Source organism: Sphingomonas sp. (assembly GCF_042091075.1).
Classification (GTDB): domain Bacteria; phylum Pseudomonadota; class Alphaproteobacteria; order Sphingomonadales; family Sphingomonadaceae; genus Sphingomonas.
On sequence record NZ_JBELIE010000232.1, the window covers coordinates 1 to 3,666 of the forward strand.

Genomic DNA, 3,666 nt, shown 5'->3' on the forward strand with positions numbered 1-3,666 from the left:
GCACGGCTATCGCGCGCTGGAATCGACCGAAGAGACGCTGTGGCAGATGACCGATTGGCTCGATCGCTACGTCAAACCGAAGCAGGCCACCCGATCCGCGCCGGCAGCAACGGCCGCGGACTGACCGGGCCGGAATTGCGACCGTCGGTGCGCTCCGGCGACGGTCGCAGATCGCCCGTCAGCGCGCGACCGCGCGGCCGATCCGATACGGGCCGGTGCGCGTGGGGAGCGGCTTGCCCTTCCAACTGAGCTGAACGCGGCCCCCCTCGACCAGCGTGTCGACAGCGGCATGGACCGACGGCATCGCCGCGCGCCAGGCCTCTGGCGCGATCGCGCGCGCGACCTCGCTCGGGCACACCGTCGCGCCCTCCGCTCGCGACGCGAGCAGCGCGAGCGCCGTGTCGCGAGGGCTTGCGGTCACGATCGCACGGGACCGCCTAACCCCGGTTCGGCCTCGGTCAAACGCGCGATACTCATATCGTCAGGCCGACGAAGATCGCGCCCGTCCGGCCGCGATCCTGCGCCACTTCGAACGCCTCATTGATCTGATCCAGCGGGAAGCGGTGCGTGATCAGCTCCTGCGTCTTCAACACCCCGCGCGCCGCGAGGTCGAGCGCCTCCACCTGCTCGGCGTGGATGTCGTGAAAGGCGAAGCTGGCGCTGGGGATCAGCGTGATCTCGGACATCTGGATACGCTGCCACTCCAACGGAATCGCGCTCGCCCCGGCGTCGAAACCACCGACGATCACGACCGTGCCGCCCCGACGCACCAGACGCGTCGCGAGCGGTAACGTCTCGGGCATGGATTCGCCGCCTGCGCATTCGAAGACGATGTCCGCGCCGCGATCGTCGGTCATTGCGCGCACCACGGCATAGGGGTCCGCCTCGCCCGAATGAACGGTCCGATCCGCCCCCAGACGCTCGGCGAGCGCCAGCGCATGCGGCATCTTGTCGATGATCGTGACCGTCGCGCCGCTCGCCTTGGCGAGCATCAACTGGCCCAGCCCGATCGGCCCAGCCCCAATGATTGCCACGCGCGATCCGATGGTCAGACCCGACAGATGCTGCGCATGCAGCGCGACCGCATAGGTATCGAGCAGTGCGGCATCGTCGAGCCCCATGTCGTCCGGCAACCTGTGAAACTTGTGCTGCGGCCCGATCACATATTCGGCATAGGCGCGCGAGACGCTGGCGCGGCGGGTGGGATAGAGGTCCGGACAGCGATTGTATTGCTGCACCCGGCACCATTCGCAATGGCCGCAGCCCAGCACGGATTCGATCAGCACCCGGTCGCCGATGGCCACACGCTCCACCGCCGGCCCGATCTCGACCACCTCGCCCGCCAATTCATGCCCCATGATGCAGCAGTGCAGCTCTTCCTCCGCCTTCTCCCAATGGCGCAGGTCGGTGCCGCAGATGCCCGCCATGCGCACGCGCGCCTTCACCCAGTCGTCGGCGGGCAGAACGGGCTCGTCGACCTCGGCGATCTCGAAGCGACCATCGGCGGTTTTGCGCGCGGCTTTCATAGCACGTCTCCTGCTGTTGCGGCGGATGCGTCCGCCCTAGTGATCAAGCGCAGCCCGTGCGCCCCGAGCGCGATCCCCCCATCCGCCAGCCGCGCGACCAGCGCCCGGCCGTCACGCAGCCCTGCATCCCATCGTGCCCGCACCGATCGGGGTGAGAAATCCAGCGCCTTGCCCGCCACTTCGGCCTGCTGATCGGCATAGTGCAGCTGGAGGAGCGTCACGGACGCCACCGCCAGATCGGGATCGACGGCATACTGCGCCTGCCACCGGGCCAGGGTACGGCGCGATTGCGCGGCAAACAGCAGATCCTGCGTTCGCGCGATCATCCCGCCGATCGTCGGCGCAGACGCCCCGGCCAAGGGCAACAGGTCGACCGAAATGCACAGCAGCGGTCCCTCCCCCGGCTGCGACAGCACGGGATCGAGCGGCAGGTTGGCGGACAAGCCGCCATCGACGAACCGTTCGCCCTCGATCGCGACCGGCGGAAAGGCGGGCGGCATGGCGCAGCTCGCCCGGATATGATCGGGCGTCATCCGGACGTTCCGGCTGTCGAACGCCACCTCCGCTCCCGTATCGAGCGCCACCGCCTGCGCGGTATAGCGTACGGGGCCCTCGTTCAGCCGATCGAAGTCCACGAGCCGGTCGAGCGTACGGGCCAGGGGCATCGTATCGTACAGCGCCGGCGCGTTACGATCGGCCAGCGCGGTGCCCAGCGGCGCAAACACACCCTGCCGCCCACCGATCATCGTCGCCATCACCTCGCCGGTGCGACGCCAGCCGTCGAACGAAACATCCCACCATGGTGTGCCAAATGTATCGACGGTTTCGGGCCGCCACAGATCGCGCAGCCGCGCCAGACGATCGGCCGACGCATTGCCTGCAATGATCGCCGCATTGACCGCACCGACCGACGTGCCGACGATCCACTCCGGTGCGATTCCCGCATCGTGCAGCGCCTCATAGACCCCCGCCTGATACGCACCCAGCGCATTCCCCCCGGCGAGCACCAGGGCGACACGCGTGTGAGACGGGATGAGCGACGTCATCGCCGTTCGCTGGCCGGACGGGGGATCGGACGGGAACGGCATCGGATCGGCATTCGACGGGTCGGCCTCATGCGACGGGGACAAACGACAGGGCCACGGACCTGCCGCCACACGGGATCACAAACCCGCAATCGCCTGGATGGTGGCGCGCCATCTGCAATTATATCTATAGAACTCAGTGATATAGATCAGGCCGTGCCGAGCTCTACCGCAACCCGTGCTTCGGGTAGGACGTTGCCCCGCCCGCATGTCCCTGCAGCCACAACCAGAGCTGACGACAGCCGACCGCGAGCGCGGATTGCGCCTGCTCGTCATCGAAGCGGGCTTTTCCGGCGGCGCGGCGGCGTTGACCAGCGGGGTGATCCTGACCGCCTTCGCGCTGCATCTCGGCGCGTCGAACGTCATGATCGGCATCCTCGCCGCCATGCCGTTCCTCGCCCAGTTGCTGCAATTGCCCGCCATCCAGATCGTGGAGCGCTGGCGCCGCCGCAAGCTGATCGCCGTCCTCTCCAGCCTGATCGGACGGACCATGCTGGCCGTCATGGCGGTCCTCGCCTTTTCGAGCGGCACGTCCGCCCTGCTCGTCTTCCTGTGCGCGCAGATGCTGTTGTGCGGGCTCGGCGCGATCGGCGGCTGCGCCTGGAACGCGTGGATGCGTGATCTCGCGCCGGACGACCGACTGGGCGATGTCTTCGCCCGGCGCACGATCTGGCTGACCGCGATCAGCTTGATCCTGGGACTGGCGGCGGCGCTGGCGCTCGACTGGACGCCGGCCGGCTCGTCCGCGCGCGACAGGGTGTTCGCCGCGATGTTCGCCGCGGGCTGCGTCACCGGCCTGATCAGCGCACGCATCGTCGCGATGATGCCGGAACCAATCATGCCGCCGGCCAGCGGTGCCATCGATCTGCGCGCCTTGATCCGCCAGCCGCTGGGCGACCCCAATTTCCGCCGTTTGCTGGTCTTCGTGGCGAGTTGGCAGTTCGCGATCAACCTCGCGACGCCCTTCTTCACCGTCTTCATCGTCCGCCAGCTGCACTTCGCGGTCAGCTTCGTTCTGCTGCTCAGCGTCGCCAGCCAGATCGCCAACATCGCCG

Annotated in this window: 4 protein-coding genes; 1 reads left to right on the top strand and 3 read right to left on the bottom strand. The window is 68.0% G+C overall.

Annotated features, from left to right (window positions below; all coding sequences use genetic code 11):
• Positions 1–178 precede the first annotated feature (178 nt).
• The 3 genes from ACFDSW_RS15920 to ACFDSW_RS15930 are packed head-to-tail and all read right to left on the bottom strand — an operon-like array spanning position 179 to position 2,572.
• A complete protein-coding gene (locus ACFDSW_RS15920; protein WP_315462144.1) occupies positions 179–421 on the bottom strand; it encodes a DUF3253 domain-containing protein in 243 nt (80 codons plus the stop codon).
• Between the two features lie 52 nt (positions 422–473).
• Positions 474–1,526 (bottom strand): zinc-binding dehydrogenase, encoded by a 1,053-nt coding sequence (locus ACFDSW_RS15925; protein ID WP_375251244.1) that lies wholly within the window; start codon positions 1,524–1,526, stop codon positions 474–476.
• Positions 1,523–2,572 carry a patatin-like phospholipase family protein gene (locus tag ACFDSW_RS15930; protein ID WP_315462146.1) on the bottom strand — a complete coding sequence of 350 codons (1,050 nt, stop codon included), beginning with the start codon at positions 2,570–2,572 and terminating at the stop codon, positions 1,523–1,525. Before ACFDSW_RS15930 ends, ACFDSW_RS15925 begins: the two co-directional genes overlap by 4 nt.
• A gap of 247 nt (positions 2,573–2,819) precedes the next feature.
• On the opposite strand from ACFDSW_RS15930, the gene ACFDSW_RS15935 reads away from it, so the two are divergent.
• Positions 2,820–3,666: hypothetical protein (locus ACFDSW_RS15935; RefSeq protein WP_375251245.1), on the top strand; the 847-nt coding region annotated here is incomplete at its 3' end.

Excerpts from the sequence above, each read along its gene's own strand:
- ACFDSW_RS15925 (WP_375251244.1), bottom strand. The coding sequence starts at position 1,526 with ATGAAAGCCGCGCGCAAAACCGCCGATGGTCGCTTCGAGATCGCCGAG.
- ACFDSW_RS15930 (WP_315462146.1), bottom strand. The coding sequence starts at position 2,572 with ATGACGTCGCTCATCCCGTCTCACACGCGTGTCGCCCTGGTGCTCGCC.